General features: G+C 63.9%; 25 protein-coding genes and 1 pseudogene. 4 read left to right on the forward strand and 22 right to left on the reverse strand.

From position 1 onward, the window contains the following. Positions 1-2: 2 nt before the first annotated feature. Both IRI77_RS07335 and IRI77_RS07340 read right to left on the reverse strand, forming a co-directional pair. The gene (locus tag IRI77_RS07335; RefSeq protein WP_194451418.1) at positions 3-1,634 is read right to left on the reverse strand and encodes a hypothetical protein; all 1,632 of its coding nucleotides are present in this window, start codon (positions 1,632-1,634) and stop codon (positions 3-5) included. Between the two features lie 7 nt (positions 1,635-1,641). Continuing rightward, positions 1,642-2,436, reverse strand: a complete 795-nt coding sequence (locus IRI77_RS07340; protein WP_194451419.1) for an ABC transporter ATP-binding protein — start codon at positions 2,434-2,436, stop codon at positions 1,642-1,644. A gap of 157 nt (positions 2,437-2,593) precedes the next feature. Between IRI77_RS07340 and IRI77_RS07345 the strand changes: the two genes are divergently transcribed. Both IRI77_RS07345 and IRI77_RS07350 read left to right on the forward strand, forming a co-directional pair. Beyond that, the gene (locus IRI77_RS07345; RefSeq protein WP_194451420.1) at positions 2,594-3,472 is read left to right on the forward strand and encodes an HDOD domain-containing protein; all 879 of its coding nucleotides are present in this window, start codon (positions 2,594-2,596) and stop codon (positions 3,470-3,472) included. A gap of 20 nt (positions 3,473-3,492) precedes the next feature. Next, positions 3,493-3,633 carry a hypothetical protein gene (locus IRI77_RS07350; protein ID WP_194453947.1) on the forward strand — a complete coding sequence of 47 codons (141 nt, stop codon included), beginning with the start codon at positions 3,493-3,495 and terminating at the stop codon, positions 3,631-3,633. Here IRI77_RS07350 and IRI77_RS38570 read toward each other — a convergent pair. From IRI77_RS38570 to IRI77_RS07440, 19 genes and pseudogenes are all read right to left on the reverse strand, one after another. Further along, on the reverse strand, positions 3,567-3,878 hold the full coding sequence (locus IRI77_RS38570; RefSeq protein WP_194451421.1) for a DUF5076 domain-containing protein: 312 nt from the start codon (positions 3,876-3,878) through the stop codon (positions 3,567-3,569). The genes IRI77_RS07350 and IRI77_RS38570 overlap by 67 nt on opposite strands. Positions 3,879-3,894: 16 nt before the next feature. Beyond that, positions 3,895-4,347: a hypothetical protein gene (locus tag IRI77_RS07360; protein ID WP_194451422.1), complete on the reverse strand. Its 453-nt coding sequence runs from the start codon at positions 4,345-4,347 to the stop codon at positions 3,895-3,897. A 124-nt stretch (positions 4,348-4,471) separates the two neighbouring features. Beyond that, positions 4,472-4,657 (reverse strand): hypothetical protein, encoded by a 186-nt coding sequence (locus IRI77_RS07365; RefSeq protein ID WP_194451423.1) that lies wholly within the window; start codon positions 4,655-4,657, stop codon positions 4,472-4,474. 37 nt (positions 4,658-4,694) lie between these two features. Then, the gene (locus IRI77_RS07370; protein WP_194451424.1) at positions 4,695-5,951 is read right to left on the reverse strand and encodes a LamG domain-containing protein; all 1,257 of its coding nucleotides are present in this window, start codon (positions 5,949-5,951) and stop codon (positions 4,695-4,697) included. Positions 5,952-6,075: 124 nt separating this feature from the next. Continuing rightward, positions 6,076-7,470, reverse strand: coding sequence for a M20/M25/M40 family metallo-hydrolase (locus tag IRI77_RS07375; protein ID WP_194451425.1), 1,395 nt, complete (start codon positions 7,468-7,470; stop codon positions 6,076-6,078). 86 nt (positions 7,471-7,556) lie between these two features. Next, positions 7,557-10,613: a beta strand repeat-containing protein gene (locus IRI77_RS38310; protein ID WP_194451426.1), complete on the reverse strand. Its 3,057-nt coding sequence runs from the start codon at positions 10,611-10,613 to the stop codon at positions 7,557-7,559. An 82-nt stretch (positions 10,614-10,695) separates the two neighbouring features. Next, complete coding sequence (locus IRI77_RS07385; protein WP_194451427.1) at positions 10,696-11,541, reverse strand: hypothetical protein; 846 nt, start codon at positions 11,539-11,541, stop codon at positions 10,696-10,698. After that, positions 11,541-12,527, reverse strand: a complete 987-nt coding sequence (locus tag IRI77_RS07390; protein ID WP_194451428.1) for a PHP domain-containing protein — start codon at positions 12,525-12,527, stop codon at positions 11,541-11,543. The genes IRI77_RS07385 and IRI77_RS07390 overlap by 1 nt, the downstream gene beginning before the upstream one ends. Positions 12,528-12,630: 103 nt before the next feature. Next, positions 12,631-12,852, reverse strand: a complete 222-nt coding sequence (locus IRI77_RS38575) for an SEC-C metal-binding domain-containing protein (RefSeq protein WP_407674107.1) — start codon at positions 12,850-12,852, stop codon at positions 12,631-12,633. 306 nt (positions 12,853-13,158) lie between these two features. After that, positions 13,159-13,524: pseudogene (locus tag IRI77_RS38580) on the reverse strand (HEAT repeat domain-containing protein); the annotation flags it as partial. A 724-nt stretch (positions 13,525-14,248) separates the two neighbouring features. Next, the gene (gene rplI, locus IRI77_RS07400; protein ID WP_194451430.1) at positions 14,249-14,704 is read right to left on the reverse strand and encodes a 50S ribosomal protein L9; all 456 of its coding nucleotides are present in this window, start codon (positions 14,702-14,704) and stop codon (positions 14,249-14,251) included. A gap of 5 nt (positions 14,705-14,709) precedes the next feature. After that, positions 14,710-15,024, reverse strand: coding sequence for a 30S ribosomal protein S18 (gene rpsR / locus IRI77_RS07405; RefSeq protein ID WP_194451431.1), 315 nt, complete (start codon positions 15,022-15,024; stop codon positions 14,710-14,712). A gap of 21 nt (positions 15,025-15,045) precedes the next feature. Continuing rightward, positions 15,046-15,573, reverse strand: coding sequence for a 30S ribosomal protein S6 (rpsF, locus tag IRI77_RS07410; protein ID WP_194451432.1), 528 nt, complete (start codon positions 15,571-15,573; stop codon positions 15,046-15,048). After that, positions 15,570-16,172: an aminoacyl-tRNA hydrolase gene (gene pth / locus IRI77_RS07415; protein ID WP_194451433.1), complete on the reverse strand. Its 603-nt coding sequence runs from the start codon at positions 16,170-16,172 to the stop codon at positions 15,570-15,572. Before pth ends, rpsF begins: the two co-directional genes overlap by 4 nt. A gap of 84 nt (positions 16,173-16,256) precedes the next feature. After that, positions 16,257-16,934, reverse strand: a complete 678-nt coding sequence (locus IRI77_RS07420; RefSeq protein ID WP_194451434.1) for a 50S ribosomal protein L25 — start codon at positions 16,932-16,934, stop codon at positions 16,257-16,259. A 17-nt stretch (positions 16,935-16,951) separates the two neighbouring features. After that, positions 16,952-17,902 (reverse strand): ribose-phosphate pyrophosphokinase, encoded by a 951-nt coding sequence (locus tag IRI77_RS07425; RefSeq protein ID WP_194451435.1) that lies wholly within the window; start codon positions 17,900-17,902, stop codon positions 16,952-16,954. Next, positions 17,902-18,843 (reverse strand): 4-(cytidine 5'-diphospho)-2-C-methyl-D-erythritol kinase, encoded by a 942-nt coding sequence (gene ispE / locus IRI77_RS07430; RefSeq protein WP_194451436.1) that lies wholly within the window; start codon positions 18,841-18,843, stop codon positions 17,902-17,904. Before ispE ends, IRI77_RS07425 begins: the two co-directional genes overlap by 1 nt. 1 nt (position 18,844) lies before the next feature. Then, positions 18,845-19,360, reverse strand: a complete 516-nt coding sequence (locus IRI77_RS07435; protein ID WP_194451437.1) for an adenine phosphoribosyltransferase — start codon at positions 19,358-19,360, stop codon at positions 18,845-18,847. Positions 19,361-19,375: 15 nt separating this feature from the next. Then, complete coding sequence (locus IRI77_RS07440) at positions 19,376-19,678, reverse strand: acylphosphatase (RefSeq protein ID WP_194451438.1); 303 nt, start codon at positions 19,676-19,678, stop codon at positions 19,376-19,378. A gap of 20 nt (positions 19,679-19,698) precedes the next feature. Between IRI77_RS07440 and IRI77_RS07445 the strand changes: the two genes are divergently transcribed. Both IRI77_RS07445 and hemB read left to right on the forward strand, forming a co-directional pair. Next, complete coding sequence (locus IRI77_RS07445) at positions 19,699-20,352, forward strand: hypothetical protein (protein ID WP_194451439.1); 654 nt, start codon at positions 19,699-19,701, stop codon at positions 20,350-20,352. A gap of 42 nt (positions 20,353-20,394) precedes the next feature. After that, on the forward strand, positions 20,395-21,366 hold the full coding sequence (gene hemB, locus IRI77_RS07450; RefSeq protein ID WP_194451440.1) for a porphobilinogen synthase: 972 nt from the start codon (positions 20,395-20,397) through the stop codon (positions 21,364-21,366). A 70-nt stretch (positions 21,367-21,436) separates the two neighbouring features. Here the strand turns inward: hemB and IRI77_RS07455 are convergent, their stop codons facing one another. Further along, positions 21,437-21,880: a PEP-CTERM sorting domain-containing protein gene (locus tag IRI77_RS07455; protein WP_194451441.1), complete on the reverse strand. Its 444-nt coding sequence runs from the start codon at positions 21,878-21,880 to the stop codon at positions 21,437-21,439. Between the last annotated feature and the right edge of the window lie 863 nt (positions 21,881-22,743).

Consider the following 22,743-nt stretch of genomic DNA (forward strand, 5'->3'; position numbering starts at 1 on the left):
CTTCAGGAGATGGGTCCTTCGCCGCTGGACAACGCGGAGAGGATCGCCTCTCTTCTTTTATCGGCGGCTTCCACCGAGGCGTCAAGCGATACCCAATAGGTCATGCCCGCCACGACAAACGCGCTGCTGAGCACGATGTAGAACGCCCAGTGGGAATCGAAGGCGTAGCGCGCCAGATACGCCAGCGCCACGGGGATGGCGAGGATGGGATAGAAGAGCAGCAACATGCCTTGCACTTTGCCGCTGGACGAACGGCGCCATGACTGCGAGGCATCCACCGGACGCGGGAAGTGAGTGGAGGCCAGATTGCCCATGGCCAGCAGGAAGACGCACAACAGCAGGGTGACGGCGTAGGCTTCCGGAATCTTGTAGAGCGGGAACTTCAGCCGCAGCGCCAGGACCACGCAGGTGACGATGGTGACCTCCAGCAGCAGAAAGAAGACAGCAGTGATGTTCTTGGCGATCAGCACCGTGCTGAGGGTCACGGGCATGACGTAGTAGGCCTGGGCGGCGGTGCGATCGAAGCCGAAGCAGTTCCAGAAGAGCACTTCACCCAGCAGCAGGGCCGCGTAGAGGCTGACCCAGACGAGGATGTTTTCGCCGAAGACGCCGCGAGTGCCGTTGCGGCCGAGGATCATGGGCAGCCAGATGACGAGGCCGAAGCTGAAGCCCATGAAGAAGACGAGGCGGAAGCGGGGTGCGCGGATGAGGGAGCGGATCTCCTTCTCCACCAGGATGCCCAGGGGATCGGGCAACAGGCGGCTGGGCCACTGGTAGAACGCTTCGGCCAGGGAGACGACCCGGACGGACGAGGTGGAGCGTTCCTTCGAGATGACCTCGGCGGCGTCCCAGCGCAGGCCGCGCTGAAACTGCGAGTAGCCGAACCAGGCTGCGATGGCGACCCAGAGGAGGAGGGCGAGCAGGGGCAGCAGCGCGAAGCCGCCGGCGGCCAGTTGGGCGGTGGCGCGCCAGGGCCAGGGGAAATCGGGGATGCGGCTGCCGTACTGCTGGTAGAGGCCTTTCCATTTGTCGGGCGGGAAGAAGGTGACGATCAACTGCGGCAGGGCGCTGAGCAGGACAAACCCGAAGACCACCACTTCGCGGACGCCGCGTCGGGCGAGGAGGCGGGTGAGGAGGTCGCGGATTCCGGCGGAGAGCAGGAGGTTGAAAGCGCAGAAAGGAATGAGGGCGAGGGCGCCCCACCAGGGGACGATGGGGCTGCGAATGAGGCCGACGGCTCCGCCGATGATAATGAGGACGACTTCAGCGCCGGTGGTGAGGCGCAGCAGCACCTCGATGACAAAGAGCTTGGCGGGCAGGATGGGGTAGACGATGAGGCGGCGCAGGTCGAGAGAGACACCGGTGGTGGCCAGCATGACGGGGACGAACTGCCAGTAGACGGTGGCGGCCAGGAGTCCGGTGGTGACGACGGTGGCGAGGGTGGTGGTGGTGGAGATTTCCGGAATGCCGGTGGCGGCCAGGAAGGCGAGGAAGCAGACTCCGCCGTACCAGACGAGCGAGGAGATCCAGTAGACGGCGCGGCCGGAACTGGAGCCGCCGCCGGAGAACTTATTGTAGATCCCTTTGAACTGGGCCCAGAGAATGGCGCGGACCTGGTCGTTGAGGAAGTTCATCGGCGTGTCACAGCCAGTCGATGGATTCGGAGGCGCGGGCCGGTCCGCCGACGACGCGAACAAAGATGTCTTCCAATGTTTCGGGGGTGCCGGGGCGGTCGGGATCGGCGGCGACGCCGGCGCGGAGTTCGGAGAGAGGGCCGTCGACCGCGATGCGGCCCTGGTTGATGATGGCGACGCGGTCGCAGAGGCGTTCGACGACCTCGAGGACGTGCGAGGTGAGGAAGATGGTGGCGCCCTGGCGGACCTGATCGAGGAGGATGTCCTTCATGAGGCGGGCGCCGACGGCGTCGACGCCTTCGAAGGGTTCGTCGAGGAGGTAGAGTTCAGGCCGGTGGATGAGGGCGGCGGCCATGGCGACGCGTTTCTTCATGCCCTTGGAGTATTCGCCGATGAGTTTACGGCCGGCGCCGTGGAGTTCGAAGAGTTCGAGGAGTTCGGAGGTGCGCTGGTGGGCGAGGGGGCGGCCGAGGCCATACATGCGTCCGACGAATTCAATGAACTCGCCGCCGGTGAGGTGATCGAAGAGAAGGGTGTCGTCGGGTACGAGGCCGATTTTGCTTTTGATGGCGACGGCATCGCCGGGCATATCGTGGCCGAGGATGCGGATGGTGCCGGAGGTGGCGGGCGCGAGGCCCATCAGCATGCGGATGGTGGTGGTTTTGCCGGCGCCATTGGGGCCGAGGAAGCCGAAGAAGCAGCCGCGTTCGACGCGGAGGGTGAGTCCGTCGACGGCGGCTTTCTCGCCGTAAACCTTACGCAGGTCTGTGACTTCGATGGCGGGCCCGGGTTCTGGAAGCACTCGCAACTATCGTAGCTGGTTAGTCAGGGGATTGACATTAGGGCCCGGGGTAGGTGGTTCGTTCTAAGATGCCGTCATGACCGCCGGATAGGCAAAAAGAGATTAAAATCCCGATTTGGGACTGGATGGGCAGCAGAAAGCGGCCGATAGAGAAACCGTGAGCCCGAGTATCCTCCACCGCGTGTCCTACCGCGAACTGGCGTTGCGCAGCCTCGACAAGCTGCCGCCGTTCTCGCCAGTGCTCAACCATCTGATTGCGAGCCTGGCGGATGACGATGTGTCGTTTGCGCGGCTGGCGGATGTGATTGAGCGGGATACGGTGCTGTCGGGCAATATTCTGCGGCTGGTGAACTCGGCGTTGTATGGGCGGCGGGGGACGATCAGCAGCGTGCGAGCGGCGGTGTCGATTCTGGGGATCAACAAGCTGCGGAACTACCTGCTGGGGCTGTCGGTGTCGCGGATGTGGGCCAAGGTGGCGACGCCGCCGGGCTGGTCGACGGCGCGGTTCAACGACCACTCGGTGTCGGTGGCGATCCTGTCGGACCTGTTGGTGCAGAAGACCAAGGTGGACTTCCCGGAAGGGGCGTTTGTGGCCGGGCTGCTGCATGACCTGGGTCGCATGATGATTGCGATCGCGCTGCCGAAAGAGTTCGTGATGATCCAGAACGAACACCGGGAGACGGGTCAACCGCTGGAGTATTGCGAGCACAAGTTGCTGGACGTGACGCATTCCGAGCTATCCTCGGCGGCGTTGACGCGCTGGAATCTGCCGGTGCTGATCCAGAAGGCGGTGTTGTATCACCACCGGTCTGCGATTGACCCGACAGTGGGGGCGCAGGGTCCGCTGACGTTGAGTGCGGTGGTGGAGACCGCGAATTCGCTGGCGAATGAGGCGAAGCACGGGATTACGGATACCGATGAGGAGCTGGCGGAGCCGACGGCGGAGGCGCTGAAGCGGATCGGGCGGGTGGATCTGGAAGAGGGGCTGATGGCGCAGTTTGAGGCGGAGTTGCAGGCGGTAAGATCGCAGTTGTAGGGGGGGTGGGGATACCCACAATGCCTCGAGAATCCGGAGACCAGGCGACCCCAGGAGCTACGAATCCGCTGACGGGCGTCAGACCGGATTACGATCAGGCTTCGAAGTACCTGGTGGGTGTGTCGGTGGGTTCACCCAGTTCTGCGTTGAACACATTTTGAATCTCGGCAAGTGTTGCTGACGCCTCTTCACCGTGCAATTCCTGGACCGCGTTCGCTATGTGCCTTGCGACATCCGCCAGTACTATGCCCCAGTTTGCCGCGTCGTCCCAGGTCTCCGGGCGGAGAGCGCAAATCAGCCCTCCATTAGCGACCCAGGCGCGGAGCACTTCTCTCGCTTTCGGATCAGTCTCCACCTCCGAAGGTGCTGTGAGATCGCGGTCAGACTTGGGCTTCCTGCCAAACATTCCCTATATTACTCCGTTAGCGGCCACTGATATCCTGCCGCCTGGTTACCGTTCGACGCGCCTTACCCAGTAGCTGGATTGTCTGGTTCGCGGCTCCTGTTCCGAGCCCAGCCGTGCGGGTGCATTGCTCGCTGATGAGCATTTGCCGGCCAATGGGCAGGGCGCCTTTCCATCGATCGGGCCACTCGACATCGCGGCCTTCCACCCGAATGGTGAAGCCTTTCGTTACTTTATAGCTCCGCGCGAATACGACGTAATCCTTGCCTAACTCAAAGCCCCAACCGCCACAGTCGCCTGCGGGGTTTTGGTCGTAAACCGTGAGTTCCTTCGAGTCAGCACCCTTCCATATTTCCGCGACTGAGAAACGGATCTGATAGCGGCGTCGACCGAATTCGGAGGGAGCCAGCTCTCTTCTTTCAACGACCTTGCCGGTGAAGACCGCCGACGCCTGACGTGCTGCCTCGGGCACGGGTGGGGCTTTGCAATCACAGGCATAGACGGGTGATAGGGAGAGGAAGGCGATCAGGGCGACGTGAGTTCCGAGCCTATTCGATGAGCGGGCACAAGACGACAGGCTGCCACCTCCATGAGGTCTACGCATGGAAGAGCAGTCGTCCTAGATGGTCCCCGAGCCGCGCTATTTCGTCCGGATTAGTGGATTCGCGGAAGCGCTCGGCGAGTTCGCGGAAGGCATGGGTTCCCGGGTCCGGCCCGTCGATCTCTGGCTCGGCGGGATTGAGGCCGGAGGATTGCGGCACAGCTTCGGGAGAAACGCTCATGCCACCAGTTTGCTACAGCGGATCGGCGATTGCGTAGCTACCTCGTGGCCGCGATCGGGCCCGGCTTGGTGATCTCTGCCAGGCGCTGCATCTGGTTGGGCGTCAGGGCGCGGTCGAACACCGCGACTCCTCCGATGTAGCCCGTGAACCCCACGCTCTTCGACGTGTGGATCACTCGCCCTATCGTGAAGGGGCCGCCTTCCTCCTTCGTCCTTGGGTTGTACAGGTCGTGGCCGAACCAGAAGGGATTCGCCTTCAGGGCTACCAGTTCGCGTTGGACTACTCGCCAGGGGCCTTTCCCTTCCCTTTGCCACGTGACTCGCACTTTCGTGTAGCGAAAGGTCTGCAGTTCCCTACGGCTGGCCGGCGTCGATTGCTCGACTTCGCGGTGGAGGAGTTTGGTCTCCGGCGGCTCGTAGTACTGGTCCGCTGGGAAAGACGGGTCCTCGCCTTCCTGTAGGCCCGGCTGACGGTGGAACTGCGCCTGCTGCCAGCCCTTGGCCGGCCATTGGAAGAACGGGTGCTTTTGCGGATTTTCGATCCAGTATTCCGTCGCCTTGCCGTTCAAGTACGCCGTCACCTCGTGCTTCCGGTTGTCGAAGGTGAAGCCGGCTAGCTGCCACGACTGGTCCAGGACCTGCGCCGGCGCGTCCGAGGGGACGGCGGGTAGGACCTCGGGCGTCACCGCCAGGTTGCGGGCGTAGCGGTCGCCGAACGAATTGCGGCCGTTTTCGGAGACGTGGACGGCTGCCGCTCCGGCGTTGGCCGCGAGTCCGGCGAAGAGGGCGTACTGGCGCTTGCCGCGTTCCACACGGGCGGCTCCGTTGCCCAGGTCCGTGCCTTCGTGCCAGATGCCGGCCAGCGCGTGGTTGCCGCTTTCGCGGATCAGCCAGACCAGCATGGAGACGGAACGGTTCGGGCCTTTCACGTCGAGGGCGGTGTCGTGGAGACGTTCTCGCGGGAGGATCAGGCAGGGGCGGAAGGTGGGGTCGGTTTCCTGGCGGAGCTGGATGGCCTGGCCGAACGGGCCGCGGCCCAGCAAGGGGAAGTCGGCATAGGTGGCGGGACGGCCCTGCTGCCAGTAGTCGTGGACGTAGTTGATGGCGTCGAGGTGGAAGTCGGCTGTCGCGCCGGGCGGCTGATGGGCCGTGAAGCGGCCTTGCGGGTCGCGCTGGACGAAGTCCCAGAGGGCTATGAAGCCGGGGGTGCGGGTTACCTGGCGGATTCGGGCTTGGGGGTCGGCGGCAGGCATGAGGGCGGCGGAGGCCAGCAGGGCTACGAAGGGTTTCCACATTCCAGGTTTATTGTTTCACCTGGGCGTTGATGGATTGGGGGACGTTCCGGCCATGGCCACATGGCAAGCGCTCAGAACTTGCGGACTTGCGGCGTTTTGGCCACGGCGGAACGTCCCCACTGGATCAGTTGTGCGCGGACACCGCCACCACGGCGTCGTATTGGAAGCGCAGGAAGCGGTAGAGCTCGTCTTCCAGGATGCGCTCCTGGTCGGAGTGGGCGCCGTAGCCCTTCTCCAGTTCCTCGACGTCCAGCAGCGGTCCTACTCCGTAGCACTGCATGCCTTTGGCCCGGAAGTAGGACATGTCCGTGGCTCCGGTGAGCATGCTGGGCAGGGTCACGGCTCCGGGATAGTGCTTGCGCTGCATGGCTTCGAGCGTCTTGAACATCTCGGTGTCGAGCCGCGAGACAGGAGACGCCGGACGGCCCAGCGGTTGGCGCTGGATCTCCACCTGGTCGTCGCCGATCTTGCGTTTGAGCTCGGCGAAGAAGGCGTCGAGATCCTCGCCGGGCAGGGCTCGGATGTCGAGCGTCGCTTCGGCGGCGGCCGGGATCACGTTGTTGCGGTAGCCGGCGTGGAAGATGGTGGGCGAGATGGACGTGCGGAGCATGGAGTAGTGGGCGGGTTCGTTGGCGCGCATGTACTCCTGGATGGCGGCGGAGCGGTCGGGATTGGCGAGGCCGTTGTAGCGCGCGGCCTGCTCGGGTCCACTCACCGTAGCCAGGCGCTCGAAGTAGGTGCGCGTGGTGTCGTTCAGCTTCATGGGCGGCTGCCAATTGGCGGCCTTCTCCACGGCGCTGGAGAGGCGGGCGATGGCGTTGTCGAGGCGTGGGACGGAGCCGTGTCCGGCGGTGCCGCTGGTCTTGAGGACGGCGCGGGCCGGGATCTTCTCAGACGTCATGATGTTGACGGAGATGAGCTTGCCGCCGCGGCGCATGGCTCCGCCGCCTTCGGCAAGGCAGAATTCGGCGTCGATCTCGGCCCAGTGCTCGTCGGCGATGAAACCGGCTCCGATGGAGGAGTTGCCCTCTTCGGCGGCTTCGGCGAGGAAGATGACGTCGCGGTCGAGGATGACGCCGAGGCGCTTCAAAGTGACCATGGTCATGAGGCAGGAGACGAGGTTGTCCTTGTCGTCGACGGTGCCGCGGCCGTAGATGTAGCCGCCGGCGCGGTCGGCTGAGAAGGGGCCGTGCTCCTTCCACTTGGAGGGGTCGATGTTGACGACATCGGTGTGGCCGACGATCAGGATGGGGCGCTTGGAGCCGTTGCCTTTCAGGCGGGCGACGAGATTGGGGCGGTTGGGTACCTTGGTGAAGGTCTTAACGGGGATGCCTTCGGCTTCCAAGACCTGCCTGACGTAGTTGGCGGCCTCAGACTCGTTGCCGGGCGGGTCGCTGGTGTCCATGCGGATGAGGGCCTGGAAGTGTTTGAGGGTTTCGGCCTGGATCTTCGGCCAATCGGGCTCGGCGGCGAGGGCGGCCAGGCAGAAGGGCAGGAGGAGAAGGAGCCGAAGGGTCATTCGGCGAGTATAACAACAGGGGCTGGAGGGGGTTGCGGCTGCCGGGCCCAGCCCAGGACTGGACCAGGCAGCCGCTTGTCACGGGTTTACGGCCTGACTGCGACCGGGATCGACGTGAAGCTCAGCGTGGGGCTGAAGCGCAGGCCGAGGGCGGTGATGCCGGCGGTCTGGTCGCTTTGGAACTCGACGACGCCGCGGCGGCCGGCGAGGGACGGGTAGCGGTCTGTGACGGAGAACGACGTGTGGCCGTTCGCGGGCAGCAGGATGGTGTCGCGGGAGAGTTCGGCTCCGGAGTCGTCGCGCTGGATGGCGGTGATCGAGGCCTGGCCCGTCGATAGATTCACCAGGGCGATGCCGGTCGAGAAGCCGATGGAGTTGTCGTAGGTCACCAGAACCCCGGTGCGGCCTTTGGACTCCAGTGGCGAGGTGCCTTCGGAGTCGCGGCCATCGCCGCCGCGCTGGCGGAAGATGGCGTAGCCCGCCAACGTGCCGGTGCTTTGGACATCGGCCCAACCGACGGTGGTGGTCGAGATGGGCGCCTCGGTTTCAATCAACAGGGTAGCGTTGGGCGCCAGGGTGGTGGTGACGGGGCCGCTGGCCTGCGTGACGGAGGCGCCGGCCTGGGTGACGGTCATGGGCAGGTCGAGCAGGGTGCCGTCTTCCGCCATGAACTGCACCTTCACGGGGGCCGCGGCGGCGCCGACGTTCAGCAGGCTGAGGGTGGTCTTCCAACCGCCTCCGGAGGCGACCTGGGAGATGACACCCGCGCGCGGCGCGACACCGGCGGGATCGACCGTGAGGGTCATGGAGGCGGTGGCGAAGACTCCGGTGGAGTCGCTGACGCGGACCGAGAAGAAGAAGTTGCCGGTGGTGGTGGGCTGGCCGGAAAGGACTCCGGCGGTGGTGATCATGAGGCCGGGGGGCATGGCTCCGGAGTTCAAGGCCCAGGTGAAGGGCGCGGTTCCGCCTTGCACCGTGAGCTGGGTGGAGTAAGCAGCGCCGACGGAGCCGTTGGGCAGTGCGGAGGGAGTCGTGATCTGAATGACCGCGCCCACGGTGATGATGTAGTTCGCCGTGGCGCTGCCGCCCGCGGCATCAGTGACTCGCACGCTGAAGGTGGAGGTGCCGGCGGCAGTCGGGACTCCGGTGATGGCGCCGGCCGCTGAGAGCTGCAGTCCGGGAGTGAGCGTGCCGGAGGCAAGCGACCAGGTATAGGGCGTCGTGCCGCCGGAGGCCGCCAGGGTTTGGGAGTACTGGATGCCGGGCGTGCCGTTGGGCAGCGAGGCGGTGGTGACGGTGAGGGCGGCTCCGCTGATCACCAGTGTGAAGGCCTTGGTGGTGGAGGCGGAGATGGCGTCAGCCACGCGCAGGGTGAAGTTGAAGACGCCGTTGACCGTGGGCGTGCCGCTGAGGACGCCGGAGGGGGAGACGCCGAGGCCGGGCGGCATGGTGCCGGCGAGCAGGGTCCAGAGGTAGGGGGCCGTGCCACCGGCGGCGGCGAGAGTCTGGCTGTAGGCAGCGCCAACAGCCCCATTGGGGAGCGAGGCGGTGGAGATGACGACGCCGGCGGCTACGGTAAACGCGTAGGTCTGGTAGGCCTCATGACCGGCGGAATCGACGACACGGACGGTGGGCCCGTAGTTGCCGGCGGCGGTGGGCGTGCCGGAGATGACGCCGGTATTGCTGAGCGAGAGGCCCGGGGGCATGACGCTGGCGACGATGGAGCCGGAGTAGAGATTCCAGGTGTAGGGCGGAGTGCCGCCGGCGGCGGCGAGGGTTTGGAAGTAAGCGGCCCCGAGCGACGCGGTGGGCAGGGTGGTGGTGGTGATGGCCAGCCCGGAGGCGGTCGAGATGGAGAAGCTGCGCGTCGTCTGGAGTCCAGTGCTATCGGTGGCGCGCACGGTGAAGCCGTAGGAACCGGCCGTGCTGATGGTGCCGGTGAGGGTGCCGTTGGGATTCAGAGTCAGGCCGGGCGGGAGGCCCGAGGAGGCGAGGGTCCAGGTATAGGGAGGAGTTCCGCCGGTGGCGGCGAGAGTCTGGTTGTACGCACCGCCGACCACGCCGTTGGGCAGGCTTGCCGTGGAGATGGTGAAGACCGGCACGGTGCCCTGGACTACGAAATTGAACAGGACCGTGTTGGTGCCGACGGCCAGTTGGACCTGGAAGGAGCCGGGCGTAGAGCCCAGCAGGACGTTGGCGGAGACATAGCCCGACGTGTCGGAGGTGGAGACCGTGTTCGTCAGGGAGGCCGAACCGGGCGTGACGACGGACCACTGGACGGCCTTGCCGGCGACGGGATTGTTCAGCGAATCGGTGATGCGCGCCACCAGTTGGACGGGCAGCGGCTGGCCGGGCAGGCCGGACTGGTTGTTGCCCTGCGTGATGGTGGGCGTGGGATCGCCGGGCAGCATCGTGAGGTGGATGGTCTGGGTGCGGTAGGCGCCGACGTCGATGATGAGATCCGTCGTGCCGGGTGTACCGCTGGCCAGGATCTCGCAGGAGGCGACGCCGTCGGCTCCGGTGAGGACGGTGCCGCCGGTGCACGAGGCTACCGGGCCGGCGAGAGGATCCTGGTTGACGGTGCGGACGGAGAGCCCGACTCCGGGCATGGGCAGGCCGGCGGAGCCGCCGTTGGCGCCGCTGGTGGAGACGACGATGCGCGCGGCGTCGGCCACGCGTTCACCGGCCTTCAAGGTAATGGGCGCGCCCTGCAGGGGCTTGAGGAAGTCGACCAGGGGCTGGTAGTTGGCCGCGCCGGTCTGGAAGGGGTACGACACGATGGAGAAGTTCGTGCTGCCGATATCGGTGGTGGCGGTGACGGTGTAGGAGAGGAAGCCGACACCGGCCGAGAAGGATCCGCCGGCGACGAACTGCAGGGACGCCAGTCCGTTCGAGTCGGTAGTGGTGGTGCTGGGGCTGGCATAGCTGATGCCGCCAACGTCGGTCCACTTCACGCTTTTTCCGGCTACGGGCCGACCCGCGCCGTCCACAACCTGGACGACCAGCGGCTGGGTGGGGGAGTAGAAAAGGAGGACCAGCTGCCCGTCACCGGAGACCTTCTGGATGCGTGTCTGGGCCACGGCGGGCCAGGCAGCACAAAACATTGCGCAGAGGATTAGGAAACGCGCGGCGAAAGATTTCATTGATCCCAGGATACGCGAGGGGGCTAATCGGGCGATCCCGAGGCCATTCGCTGCGTATTTGCCCAGGGGGTTGCGAGAGGGCTTACTTCTTACCGGGCCGGACGTTACTGCCCTTGCTCTCGATCATCTTGACGTCGGAGGAAAGGGTGAAAAGTTCGTCGGTGAGGCCCTGGTTGATGCTGATGGAATCGGCGTACATTTCGAAATTCCGTTCGCCATTCCGTTCGCGGCGGATGACGAAGGGCCACATGACGCCGCCGCCGATATCGCGGAACTTGTCGAAGATGGTGACCTCTTCGATGCGGTCGCGGGTCTTGGGGTCGCGGCGGAACCAATACTGCTTCACGGGCAGTTTGGTGGACTGGTGGAACCAGACCTTGGTGACGCGGTTGTCGCTATCGACGATCTCGACGACATTGCAGGGCTGGTTCTCGACGATGTCCACGCCGGCCGGGTCGAACGTCAGGCCGGGCTCCTTGAGGCGCATGCGGAGGGTGTAGAGGACGTTGTGGAACAGGGTCTCCTGGTAGGTGTCAAACACGGGCTTGTCCAGCGGTTTGGCGCCCTTGTAGGTGATCTCGTAGCCACCCAGCTCGTTGTAGACGACGAAGTAGTCCTCGTTCTTCTTACCGAAGGCGCGACGCTCGCGGATGCCAAAGAAGTTGGGCTTCATCGGCTCCGGCCCCAGCAGGTAGCGGGTGTAGACCTTGGCGCGGGACATGCCGGAGAGGTTTTCGCGATAGAAGGCGTAGAAGCGGCCCTCCTCCGTGCGGTCCTGCATGGCGAGGAACTTGTCGCCGCCCAGCGCCTGCAGGGCATCCTGGACGACCTTGGCGGCGGCTTTCGGAGTGCGCTCCTGTTGGGCGGTGGCCAGGGTCGACGCAAGGGCGGCAAAGGCAAGGGAGAGGCGGATGACTGACCAGCTCATTAATTCGATTGTAGCGGGGCCGGGAAGGCGGCTGGCGCGGCGGCCGGGCGGGGCCGGCTCCAGAGGGTCCGCAGGGAGACGAGGGAGCCCTGGCGCTGCACCAGAACCCGATCGGTCCAGCGCGAACCGTCGGACTGGCGGCTGAAGACGGAGAGGACGTCGGCGGTGATGCGCCGCCCGCGGGGCTGGCGGTAAGCGGGCATGGCGAGGACGCGGCTGATGCCGTGATCCCGCACCTCTTCGACGAATTCACAGAACGTACATGCGTTTGTGACATTCAGTAGCACGTTGGGCTCGCAGCCGTGACGGTCACCGCCGGCTACGGCGGGCAGGCCGCTTTCGCGCGCCCAGCGCAGGACCTGGCGGTTGTCGCTCCAGGGGCGCAGGCCGTTCAGCTCCAGGGCGTGGATCCAGGGCCGGTGCTGGCGGAGGAACTCGCGGGCGGCCCGCTGGTGCTCGCCGGGCGGCAGGCCCTTCTCATCCCACAGGGGGTGGTTGAAGACGATCAGGACGGACGGATCCTCGGCCAACCAGTCGAGGATGCCGGGCAGCTCCCGGACGTCAGGACGGGCCGTGTAGCGGGCCAGGAACCGCATGCGCTCGGCCGCGCGGCGCGGCGGCAGGTTGTGGAGGCCCAGGTGGAAGAATGTCGGCCCCCAGGGCACGGTCCATTCGACGCTGACGGGCACGTCGCGGCTGCCGGGCTGGGTGCGCAGCAGCAGGGGCGCGTCGATGTTGTCGTGGTCAGTGATCGAGACCAGCGGCAGCAGGCCGAGGCTCTCGATCTGGGCGCGCTCCAGTTGCAGGGCGGGCGCGGCGGCCAGCGGAGGGGTCCACCAGAGGCCGCGAAACAGGGCCGCGATGCTGCGGACGTGGTCGAGGCGTTCGACCGAATGCGAAGTGTGGCTGTGAAGGGAGACGGCCGCGCGGAAGGCGCGAAGCCGGGGGGAAGTGGGTCGGGCGATGATCTGCGTAGAGTGCGGCATGGCGGTTTCTTCCGCGGTCGCACCCAGGGTGACCGGGCTGGATGACAGCCCGATGCACCCTTTATGAATTCTCAGTCAAACAGGATGACTGGCAAATGTTTGATCAGGCGGCGCCGCCGCAGCACTTCTTGTACTTCTTGCCGCTGCCGCAGGGGCAGGGGTCGTTGCGGCCGATCTTCTCTGTGCGCACGGTCTCCAGCGGAGTGACCGCGGGAGCGTGCGTGTGAGTATGATCGTGCCCTTCGTGATCGTGGTCGTGCTCTTCGTCGTCGGGGAAGAACACGGGCTGGTAGCCTTCGCGCTCCAGGCGGCGGTCGATGGCCATGCAGACGGACTCTTCTTCGGAGTCGTTGAGGCCGTCGGCGCGGTCGGAGATCATGTCCAGCAGCTTGCCGGCGCTCTTGGGCGTGGTGTTGTGACGCACGCTGAGGGCGTAGGCGAACAGGGCCTCTTCGCGGACCTCGTCGTCCTTGAACATCGGGACGAGTTCCAGGGAGAGGTCGGGCATGGGGAACGCGCCGACGCCCTGGATGGCCTGGCGTCGGATGTCGAGATCCTCGCTCTTGAGGTTCGAGGAGAAGTACTTCTTGTAGCGGCTGTCGAACGAGCGCCACATGGTGTGGAGCGCGGCGGCGCGGCAATCCGCGGTGGCGTAGGCCTCCATCAGGGCGTCGTGGACCTCGGGCTCGCCGGTGGCGCCGGCCAGGCCGATGAGCGCGCCCAGCCATTCGTCCTTGTGCTCGCGTTTGGTCTCGAGCGCCTTGGTGAGAAGTTCGCGGACCTCGGGCTCGGCCACACGCTCGCCGAGGGCGCGCAGGGCGGCGCCGCGCACCTTGGGGTCGGAATCGTTGGCGGCCAGGGGCAGCAGGCGGTCGCGGATGTCGTCCGGGTAGTCGTCGTCAGAGAAGCTGGCGGCGGCGCGGGTGCGGTAGGCGGGATCGGCGCAGGCAAAGAAATCGACGACATGCTCGGGATCCATCTGGTCGAACAGAGGCATGGCCTCGTCGGGGTAGAGGGCGAGGATGTCGAACTCTTCGGGCTCGTGCGCGCCGCGCTCATTGTTGAGGGCCTCGACGCACTCCAGCAGGACCTTGCGTTCTTCGCTCTTCTCGTCCGCCTTTTCGGCGCAGGCGTTGACGGTGTCGCGCAGGCTGGGGTCGCCGTAGAGGCCGGCGCAGAGGGCGCCTTCGTAGGGGTCGCGCGCCAGGGTGTCTTCGACGAGGGCGCGGATGCGCGGGTCGTGCACGCCGAGGGTGACCAGCAGGAAGACGACGTCGGGGCGGTCGTCGGCGGAACTGGTCTCGTGGAAGTCGAGCAGCGGTTCGACGGCGGGGGCGCCGAGGTCGGCAAAGGCCTCGACGAGCTCGTCAGGGATGGAATCGCCACGCTTGGCCAGCAGGGTGAGGTAGAAGGGGATGGCGGCGGGATCGCGGAACTGGCGGAAGAGGTCGAAGGACTGCTCAGTGAGGTCGAGCAGGACTTCCTCGCGCGGTTCAGCGGCAAAGGGGACGAGTGCGGCCAGGGTTTCCTCGCGGCGGGCGAGAAGGGACTTCAACAGGCGCTGATCGAAACCGATCAGGCCCTGCTCGGCCTCCAACAGGAGCTGCGAGACGGGGGTGGCGTCGAACTGTTCGGGAAAAGTAGGCACGTTGGGAAAAGTAAAAAGGCCCGCCGCTGCCCATGCCTTGGCATGGCTGGCGGCGGGCCCGCTGAACGGGAAGCTACTGAGCTTCTTCTTCCTTGTTCACCGACAGGCTGACCTCGGCGGTCACCTCGCGGTGGAGCTTGATGGCGATCTTGTGCTCGCCCAGGGTCTTGATGGGAGCGTCGAGCTGGATCTTCTTGCGGTCGATCTGGTAGCCCTGCTTCTCAAGCAGATCGGCGATGTCCTTGGCTGTGACGGAACCGAACAGGACGTCCGATTCGCCGGCCTTCTGGGTCGACGTGAGCTTGAGCGCGCCCAGCAGGTTGGCCAATTCCGTGGCCGAAGCCTTGTCCTTGGCTTCACGGCGGAGAGCCGCGTCGCGTTCCTGGGCAACGATGTTCTTGTTGGATTCAGTGGCGGCGACGGCCAGCTTCTTGGGCAGCAGGAAGTTGCGGGCGTAACCCGACGTGACCTTCACGACCTGCCCACGCTGACCGAGCTTTTCTACGTCTTCGCGGAGGATGACATCCATGGGCGTTATCTCTCCCTCTCGTTGCCGCCCGCGAAGGGCAGCAGCGCGATGTTGCGGGCCAGCTTGATGGCCTCGGTGATGCGGCGCTGGTTCTGGGCGTTCAGGCCGGAGATGCGGCGGGGTACGATCTTACCGCGCTCCGTGATGAACTGAGACAGCAGCCGGGTGTCCTTGTAGTCGATGTAATCGATCTTCTCGATACAGATACGATCGACCTTTTTGCGGCGGAAATACTGGCGCTTACCCGTGGCGATGGCCTTGTCGGTACCGGTCGGCCTCTGGGAAGCGGCGATGGGGCGTCCACCCTTTTGTTCAGCCATGGTGATTTATGCCTCCTGTTCCTATTCCTGAGTCTCGGTCACAACAGCGGCTTCGGGCGCCGGGGCGACAACTGCTTCGGCAGGAGCCGGAGCGGCAACCACGGCTTCGGCAGGCGCCGGAGCACCCGGCATGGGCGCACCCGGAGTGGCGGAGGCAGCGGGAGCGGCAGGCATCGCGGCGGTCGGCGCCGGACGTTCCACCACGGGACGGCGCTTGGCGCGCTTTTCGCGCTGCTTCGTCCGCTTCTCCAGCTTCTTCAGCTTCTCGTCGATGCGCACGGTGATCCACTTCATCACCAGATCGGTCACGCGCATGCGGCGTTCCACTTCCTTCACCGTCGCGGCTTCCGCCGAGAACTGGATCAGGGTGTAGAACCCTTCGTTGCGCTTGTTCACGCGGTAGGCGAGCCTGCGCACGCCCCACTTGTCCACCTTGTCGATGGTCCCGCCGGCGGAAGTGATTACCTGCTTGACTTGCTCAATGTAGGCATCAATTTCTTCCTCGGTCACGTCGGGACGAACGATGAAGAGCTCTTCGTAGATCCTCATTCTTCCTCTCTTATTGGCCCCTGGGCGCGGCGGTTGTAAGCCGCCATGGCCTTATCGACGCCCTGGGCGATAATGGACTCCACTGCCGTGCTTGCGGCATCCAGCAGCTCATCCAGTTCCTTCATCTGCGCGCTCTTAAACGGAGCGAGCACGAACCGTGCAGCATCGCTCACCGGATGGTCCGGACGGATACCCAACCGCAAGCGGGTAAATTCGTCCGTGCCCAGACACCGTATGACATCCTTGACGCCATTGTGTCCCCCGGCCGAGCCTCTGGGCCGGACCCGCACGTGAGTCCACGGCAGATCCAACTCATCAAACACCAGAATCAGGCGGTCCGGCTTCAGGCTGTATTTTTCCAACAGGCCCTTCACCGACTGTCCGCTGAGATTCATGAACGTCTGGGGCTTGGCCAGCAGAGCCGGCTTGCCTTCCAACGTCCCGAAACCGACCACCGCCCGGCATTCCAGCCGGCTGAGGCGGATCGAATGGCGCGCGGCCAGACGGTCCAGCGACAGAAACCCGAGATTATGGGGTGTCTGTTCATACTCGGGACCAGGGTTGCCCAGCCCCACCACCAAAATCTCCGGATCCGGCATTCTGCTTTCGACTCAAGGCGGCTGCCCCGGCGAGCGGAACCTTGCGGATCCAATCGCCGGAGCATCAATACCCGGTTGGGCGGCTTACTTCTTCTTCTTCGCGTCGGCCGCCGGCGCTGCTTCGTCTTCCTTCTTGCCCTTCTTGATCACTTCGGGCTCGGCAGTCTTGGCTGCGTCTTCCTCAGTGGTCTCCGCGCCGCCACGAGCCGCGACAACGTGGGAAACGACCTGATCGGCCGCGTTCACCAGCTTCATCGAACCCGTGAGGGGCAGATCGCTGGCGCGCAACGCGTCACCCAGCATCAGGTGCGTTACGTCGATATCGAACTTCTCCGGAATGTCGTCCGGCAAGCACTCGATCTCGATTTCACGGGACACGATCTCGTGCAGGCCACCCTGGGCCTTAACGCCCTTGGGATCGCCCAGCGGATGGACCGGAACTTTGACCCGGAGCCGCTTGTTGAGATCGATGCGCAGCATGTCCACATGAAGCAGGTTGTTCTTCACGGGATCGTGCTGCCAGTCGACCACCATCACGGGCGTGCTTTCCACACCAGAGATGTCGACGTTGAAGATCGTGTTGACGCCCGAACCGGAGTGCAGAATTTTGTTCACTTCCTTGGGGCTGACCGTCACGGCCACGGCGTCTTTGCCGGTGCCATACACCACGGCGGGGATTCGCTGCTGGACCCGCAGCCGCCGGGCCTCGTTCTTGCCCCGCGACGAGCGGGGTTCGGCGGCAATGGTGATGTCCTTTCGCATATTACGCTCCTATCGATTCAGACAAACAACGAACTGACGGACGTTTCCTCGTGAATGCTCTGGATGGCTCGGGCCAACAGGCCGGCCACCGAAAGCACCCGGATCTTGCCGCACGCGGCGGCTTCCGGACGCAAAGGAATGGAGTCCGAAAAAACGACTTCTTTCAGCGGAGAATTCGTGATGTTCTCCACAGCCGGCCCGGAGAGCACGGCATGAGTGGCGCAGGCCGAAACACTGGCGGCCCCGCCGCGTTCGATCAAGGCCTTGGTGCCCTTCACGAGCGTCCCGGCCGTATCGATGAGATCGTCGATAATCAGGCAGTCGCGGCCTTCCACGTCGCCGATGATGTGCATGACATCGGCTTCGTTGGGCTGCTCGCGGCGCTTGTCGATGATGGCCAGCGGCACTTCCAGGCGCTTGGCGATGGCGCGGGCGCGTTCCACACCGCCGGCGTCGGGCGACACCACGGTGAGACGGTCCAGGTCGCCATAGGCGCGGAAATGGTCGATCATCACCGGGGCGGCAAAGAGGTGGTCCACCGGGATGTCGAAAAAGCCCTGGATCTGGGCGGCATGCAGGTCGAGCGACAGGATGCGGTCCGCCCCGGCGCGTTCCAGCATGCTGGCCACGACCTTGGCGGAGATGGGGACGCGCGAACGGTCCTTGCGATCCTGGCGGGCGTACCCGTAGTAAGGGAGAACGGCGGTGATGCGGTCAGCCGAGGCTCGCTTCAACGCGTCGATCATCAGGATCAGCTCCAGAAGATGGCGGTCGGCCGGCGTACACGTGGATTGCACCACGAAGACGTCGTTGCCGCGCACGTTCTCCTCGATCTGGACCCAGATCTCGCCGTCCGAGAAGGTCTTGACCTTGGCTCCGCCCAGCACGGTGCCCAGTTCAGTGCACAGTGCGGCGGCGAGGGCCGGGTTCGAATTGCCGGTCAGTATTTTCAGTCTCTCAGATCTCATTACGCGTACCGGCTTTGGGGAGGCCATGTATGTTCTAATGCGTGTTCTCGCAGGCTCCGCCACAAACGCGCGCGATATTGCACGCGCGTCAACATTGTCGTCGAGAAAACCTTGAGAGGCTCCGTGTGAAACTGCGGAAGGGCTCCCTGAAGCTTGGCCTGGTTTGGAAACACCCCGAAGAGTGCTGCCCCGCTGCCGGAGAGCCGTGCAACATGAGCCCCAAGCCGTTCGAGTTTTCTCCGCCATCGTTTCAGCTCCGGATGAAGCTGAAAGACAGCTACCTCGAAATCGTTCTCCGCGTCAGACGCAAGATACGCCTGCCAGACAAACGACTGGAAAGTATTTAGTTTAGGGGACGCGGCGGGTGAAGTCAACGTGGGGCGTCCGAGGGCTTTAAAGGCTTCGGGGGTCGACACATGAATGGGCGGCGCCAGCACGATCATGGGCTGCGGTTTGGGCTCCGGCAGAGGGTAGAGCTCTTCGCCGCGGCCCAGGCCCAAGGCCGCTCCGCCCACCAGGAAAAACGGGACGTCGCTGCCGAGTTCCGCGCCCATCTCCATCAAATCAGGTAGGTTGGTGTTTTTGCCGGTCAGCGCGGGCAGCGCCAGCAGGACGGCCGCCGCATCACTGGACCCGCCGCCCAGGCCGCCGCCCATCGGCACCTGCTTCTTCAGGCGCATGCTGAGCCGTCCGCGGACCTTCCTGCGCTCGAAGAAAAGGCGAGCAGCGCGCGTCACCAGGTTGTTGTCGATGGCCAGCGCGTCGTCGAGTTCCACCACCGCGCCCTTGCCCGGAGTGAACTTGAAATCGATGGTGTCGTGCAGTCCGATGGTCTGGAAGACGGTCCGGAGTTCGTGGAAGCCGTCCGGCCGTTTATACAGTACCTTTAGGCTCAGGTTTACCTTGGCGTAGGCCCGGACCGTGGCTGATCGGGAAGACACGTTAGTAGTGCAGCACCGAGTAGACTTCCCTGCCCTCGAGCTTCGTCTTCCCGTTCAGGAAGTCGAGTTCGATGAGGAAGCCCAGACCCAGCACCTGCCCGCCCAGCCGCTCAATGAGTTGGGCGACCGCCGACGCCGTGCCGCCGGTGGCGAGCACGTCATCAATGATCAATACTTTCATGCCCGGCTGGATCGCATCCTTATGGACCTGCAGCTTGTCGGTGCCGTATTCGAGGGCATATTCCACGGTCTCGGTCTCGGCCGGCAGTTTACCCGGCTTGCGCACCGGAACGAAGCCGGCGCCCAGGGCATAAGCGATCGCTGGAGCGAAGAAGAAGCCGCGGGCTTCAATCCCGACCACCACGTCGACCTGGATGCCTTCATAGCGGGCCTTGAGCGCGTCGATGGTGGCCTTCCAACCCTCGGGATCCTTCAGCAGAGTCGTGATGTCGAAGAAATTGATCCCGGGCTTGGGGAAGTCCGGCACTTCGCGGATGAGTGACTTCAAATCGGTCATAAGTATGTGCGGAAACTAGTGTTTGATGGAAAACCCATCCGATTGTAGCAGAGGCGCTTCGATCTCCTCGAGGCTGCGCACCTCGCCGAATCGGGGCCCCATGCGGAGCCGTCCGCTGTACTCCGCCAACTGAGCGGGGGTACCGGTGGCGTAGCTCTCCACAGCGCCGTCGTCGCGATTGCGCACCCAACCGGTGACGCCTGCCTGGGCGGCCGCCGTCTGGGCGAAATAACGGTAACCGACGCCCTGTACGCGGCCCTTCACTACATAGAGGCGGGAGATTCGCTGTTCGTGGTGTCTTTCTGTCCTGCTTGCCATGCTACATTCATTATCCGTAGGTGTTCCATCCGCTCCAACTCGTGCCTCACCGGACCCGGCCGAAGCTGATGTGGCCGGTCGCCCTGATCGCCTGCGGACTCGCTTTGGCGCTCACCTGGCAGGGCTTCGAGTTAAAGTCGAAGTCCGCACCGCAAGGCATTGTCAGCTTGGAACTTGCCTCTTCCGGCAAGGCTGTGCAAACAATCCTCGACGAGTGGCGCGGCGACCATCCGGGCATCTCGATGGAAGACAATCTGGACAAGATGGTCCAGGCGGTACCCAAGGGGAAAGACGAACTGGCGCTGCGGCTCACCATGTTTGACTTTATCTTCCTGTTGGCCTACGCGACGGCGCTGAGCATGTCGTGCGTGTGGCTGGCGCGGCGCGCGGGATTGGCGGCGCTGGGCACCGGATTGGGTTGGGCCATCTGGCTGGGCGCGCTGCTGGATGCGGTGGAGAATACGCTGCTGCTGCGGCAGATGAACGGCGCCACGGAGAACTCCACGGCGCTGGCCACCCTGTGCTGTGCGCTCGGCAAGTTCGCCATTTTCCTGGCGGCACTGGGCTTCACGAGCTACGCTCTCTGGAAAACGGACAGCAAGGTTCTGGGCGGGTTGTTCGCCTTGGTCTGGATCGCTACGCTGTATAGCGTCGTGGCTGCCCTTTTGATGTAAAGGGCGGATTGCAGAGTCTGGGCTAAGATGGCAATTGAGCCTATGCCCTTCCCCATTCAACGTCCCCGCCGGCTTCGATCGTCTGAGTCCATGCGCCGCCTGGTGCGCGAGACCATTCTGGAGCCAGCCGACTTCATCCTGCCTTTGTTCGCCGTGGAAGGCGAGGGCATCCGCAAAGAGATCAGCTCGATGCCGGGCAACTACCAGTTATCGATAGAGGAGATCGTCAAGGAGTGCGAGGAATGCGCAGCCCTCGGGATCGGCGGAGTGATCCTGTTCGGGATTCCGGACCACAAGGACGAGGAAGCCTCCGGGGCGTATGACGATGAGGGCATCGTGCAGCGAACGGTGCGGGCGATCAAGCGGTCGGTGCCGAACCTGCTGGTGGTGACCGACGTCTGCAACTGCGAGTACACGAGCCACGGGCACTGCGGGAAGATCGTCGACGGCGATGTGGATAACGATATCTCGTTAGGCTGGCTGGCGGCGGCAGCGGTCTCCCACGCGCGCGCCGGAGCGGACATCGTGGCGCCGTCCGACATGATGGATGGACGGGTGGGCGCGATCCGCGCTGGTTTGGACCAGGCCGGTTTTCCGAAAGTGCCGATTTTGAGCTACGCCGCCAAGTACGCCAGCGTGTTTTACGGACCGTTCCGGGAGGCGGCCGAATCCGCTCCGCAATTTGGGGATCGCCGCAGTTACCAGATGGATCCGCCGAATGCGCTGGAGGCGATGCGGGAAATTGCACTCGACCTGGAAGAGGGCGCGGATATGATCATGGTCAAGCCGGCGATGCCCTATCTCGACATCATCCGGATGGCCAAAGATCGCTTCGATGTGCCGCTGGCCGCTTATCAGGTTTCCGGGGAATTCAGCATGATCATGGCCGCGGCGCGAAATGGGTGGATCGACGAACAGCGGGCGATGATGGAATCTTTGGTGGGGATCCGGAGGGCGGGCGCCGACTTCATTTTGACGTATTTTGCAAAACCGGCGGCACGTCTGCTGGGCTGAGTTTTACAAAGTAAAAAGGCTCCCTCCGCCAGGCGAAGGGAGCCTTTCATGTTGAACTGAGCAGGAATGATCAGGCAGACTTGCGGCGGCGGGCGAAGCCGATCAAACCGAGCAGACCGGCGCCCATGAGGCCCCAGGTGGACGGTTCGGGAACAGCTTCGATCGTCACAGTGGCGCTGTTCAGCTTGCCACCGGTGATGCCCGTGAGCCAACCCAGCGACGTTTTGAAGAGGCCCGTGGGCGCGATCGCCGCGTTCAGAGCCGGGAACTCGAAATCACCATTGGTGAAAGCGCTGTTCGCGGCGTGATTGAACGAGCCCTGCGCCACCACGACGTCGACGGTCGTGGCACCCTGCGTGTACAGCACCAACTTGATGGGACCACTGTTTGCGCCAGTGACATCCAGCCAGAAGGTGATCTTCGAAATGTTGAGCGGGATCGTAACGAACGGATCGTTCGAAAAATCCCAGTTGATATCGTAGGTGTCGCCGGCGGTGAGCGATGTCAGGCCCATCGTTGCCGAGCACACATTTCCGACACACGTTGATGCCGGTGCAAACAAGTTAACAGTTGCAGCGGATGAAACCGCGGCACCCAGGACGAACAGCAGTACTAATTTCTTCAATTTAACCTCTCCTCCATAACCCGCAATGCGCCCGAATACAGGTTTCCCGCGTACAGGGCCACACCTAACCCTATGCAATTCCTTTGATTTGAGCAAGACTATCGAATACGGCGAGCGAACTATCTTTCTACCATATACCTATCGAAGGATATGGTACTGCGACACCTACCGCCGTTTCGCACCGAAACCGAAATACAAACAGCGAAGTCGAGGTGGCCGTTGGATTTTGCGGGGCCCGGCACCCAAAACTGAATCAGCGTGAAACAATCTGCACTTCGAGGGCAGCTTTGCATCGGGAAGCAACGCCAAGCTCCAGGAAGTACGCGTATCCATAATCAACTGGAGCGGATATGAATCGTTCCTATCGGGAGTGGCAGGACGCCGCGCTCAATCGGCGGCCGAACCGAACGGCGAAGTGCGGCGCGGGGTGGACCAGTCATGAAATTTCCGGACAGCTCACCCTCGAATCGCTGATTCAAGGCACCACTGCCTGGGGGTTCTGAAAAAACCTACACATCCAATGGTGTTGTGGATTTCGTCGGCAGATTGCGGAGGGTGGCTGGCCCGCCAGCTCGACAGCATTTCAGCGGGTGCGATCCGATGCCGTCCTTCCATGTTGGCCACCAAATTGCGGCGCTCAAGTCTATGATTCACCTCTGAATGCGCAGAAATGCGCATAGGACTCTAGATCTAGTCGCAATCTCGGCTTGAGGTTCTTGCGACCTAGCCTCGAGTTGTGGTGGTACACTAGT

Origin of the sequence: Paludibaculum fermentans, assembly GCF_015277775.1 — a bacterium.
GTDB lineage: Bacteria > Acidobacteriota > Terriglobia > Bryobacterales > Bryobacteraceae > Paludibaculum > Paludibaculum fermentans.